This is a genomic window from Haloferax sp. Atlit-12N (genome assembly GCF_003383095.1).
Classification (GTDB): domain Archaea; phylum Halobacteriota; class Halobacteria; order Halobacteriales; family Haloferacaceae; genus Haloferax.
In genome coordinates this window covers 1-2,658 of record NZ_PSYW01000019.1, presented here as the reverse complement: position 1 = coordinate 2,658, position 2,658 = coordinate 1, and the positions used below count along the sequence as shown (strand labels likewise).

Here is a 2,658-nt window from a genome sequence, read left to right as displayed (position 1 = left end):
CTCGCTTCGCTCCCGTCGTTCCCGCCGGCTGATGAGATCGACGCCGCAGATCGGCCTAGTGTGGCAGGCGTCCTCGAATTCGGTGATCCAGAGGCAGGCCCCACGTTGGTCCTCAACGGACACGTAGACGTAGTTCCCGCCGACGATGCATCCTGGGAGACAGATCCGTTCGAACCGCACTGGGACGGGGAGAAACTGCACGCGCGGGGGGCGGCGGACATGAAGACGAACCTCGCGTTGCTCGTCTTCGTCGCGAAGCATCTCCATGATGAGTACGCGGACGAGATTGACGGGCGTGTAATCGTCGAAAGCGTCACCGGTGAGGAGGAAGGTGGAATCGGAGCACCCGCAGCGGCGCTATCTAACCCCTATCCGTTCGACCGGGACGCAGCGATCATCACAGAACCTACTGACCAGAGAGTTGTGACGGCGACAGCGGGTGTATTAATGAAAGAATTGACCGTTTCGGGACGCTCAGCGCACGCTGCGACCCGGTGGCGCGGCGAGTCCGTACTCCCACATTTCAACCGGATCCATCGTGCGTTCGAAGAACTCGAACGGGAGCGTCACAACCGGATCACGCATCCGCTGTACGATTACCCGGTGAATTGGCCGATGAACATTGGAGTTGTCAACGCAGGTGACTGGGCTTCGAACGTACCGGCGCGTCTAACGGCTCAGGTTCGAATTGGGTTTGCCCCGTCAGAGACTCTCGAAGCTGCGGAAGCGGAGTACGAGGAGCGTCTCCAGAGCGTCGTCGAGGACAGCGAGTGGTTGATGGACCACCCGCCGACGTTCGAGCGACGCGCTATTCACTTCGAGCCCTCCGAACTCGAAGCTGACAGTCCGATCGTTCAGCGACTCCAGTCGGCCATGCTCAACCATGGCATCGAAGAGACGCAACCGATCGGGAAAACCTACAGTGCTGACTCTCGCTTTTACATCGCAGAGGGGATTCCGACAGTCATCTTTGGTCCGGGGACGATTGATCAGGCGCACTTCCCCAACGAATTCATCCGCTGGTCGGATGTTCAGCAGGCAGGTGACGTACTCGTCGATACCTGTAAGGCGTATCTACAGAATCCCAACTCGTCCCCCGAGCGCTCGGAGTGAGGCAACGCCGGCCACCCGACAGGACTTCTCCGTCCGTATTCGGGTGTTTTGACCGACGGATTTATTATGACACTCGGAGTCACACCAGTACATGGGCTCGCAACCAGCTCAGTTTATGCCAGCGGTATCGCGGTTCATCGGAGAGGACACGCCGTGTCTCGTCGAGGGAGACGGTGCGATTCTCAAAGATGACGAGGGAAACGAGTACATCGACTTCTTCGCACAGCACGCTGCGATGTCCCACGGTTACTCGCATCCAAAAGTAGTCGATGCCGTGACAGAACAGGTCGAGAAGCTGAATTTCAGCGCATACGACTTCCCGACGAAACCAAGCCGTCAACTCACAAACCGGTTTGCTGATATCGCCCCCGGAGACCTCGAACGGTCGTACTTCGTCAACTCTGGTTCGGAGGCTGTGGAGGTAGCGCTGACACTTGCCCGGCGGGCAACGGGCAACCACGAGTTCATCGCTCTGGGTGAGGCGTTCCACGGACGTACCTACGGCGCGCGCTCGCTCGTCGGGTGGACCGGTTATCGGGATGGCTTCGGGCCGTTCCTGCCGTCCGTGACCCATATCCCGTCGTACAACTGCGATTCATTCCCTGGCGGCGCGGAGCCGGAAACCGGAGCTGAGTACGCGGAACTACTCGAATACGCGCTCGAATACGAGACGGGTGACGTCGCCGCATTTATCGCTGAACCGATGTTCGGAACGGCGGGGAACATACCCGCACCAGAGGGGTACTTTCAGCGGATCCGTGAAATCTGTGATGAACACGACATCCTGTTCATCGCCGATGAGGTCATCACCGGATTCGGTCGCACGGGCAAACCGTTCGGTATCCAGCACTACGACGTCACGCCTGACATCATGACGACGGCAAAGGCGATTGGAGGCGGGATGCCGATCGGAGCGACGATCGCAACGCCCGAGGTGGCCGACGCCTTCGAGAGCATGGATTATTTCTCGACGTTCGGTGGAAACCCAGTCGCGACGACGGCGGCGGTCGCGAGCATCGACGTTATGGAGGAAGAGAAGCTCCCGGAGCGAGCCGCCGAACTGGGCGACCGCTTCATGGATCGCCTCCAAACGTTACAGAGCGACTACCCGTTCGTCGGCGAGATCAGGGGCGAGGGGTTGATGATTGGCGTCGAACTCATCGATGACGATGGTGCGCCGCTCGAGAAAGAGCACAGTCTCGCGCTGCGGCGTGACGCCATCGATCGGGGACTCATCCTGCCCGCTGGACAGGGATGGGAGGGCAACGTTATCCGCATCAACCCTCCGCTCGTCATCTCTGATGACGAACTCGACCGAGGTATCGACATCATGGAGGAGTGCTTTGAGGAGCTCGCTGTCCGCCTCAACTGATCGACAGACCGTGACGGACTCAGAGCCCGCCTCGACCGACTGTGAGATACCGGTAGCCACGTGCCCGTGCTGCTCTGGGAAGATGGATACTGCCAGAGGGTACTGGCGCTGTCGGTCGTGCGGATACGTGCCGAACCACGCGTCGGACTAAGACCGATTCCCGCGTGTCCCGA

The 2,658-nt window shown here is 59.8% G+C and carries 2 protein-coding genes; both read left to right on the top strand.

The features are described 5' to 3' along the window. The coding region (locus C5B90_RS19655; protein WP_115883607.1) for a M20 family metallopeptidase at positions 1–1,113 on the top strand (1,113 nt) is incomplete at its 5' end. 91 nt (positions 1,114–1,204) lie between these two features. Further along, positions 1,205–2,485: an aspartate aminotransferase family protein gene (locus tag C5B90_RS19650; RefSeq protein WP_115883606.1), complete on the top strand. Its 1,281-nt coding sequence runs from the start codon at positions 1,205–1,207 to the stop codon at positions 2,483–2,485. Positions 2,486–2,658 lie beyond the last annotated feature (173 nt).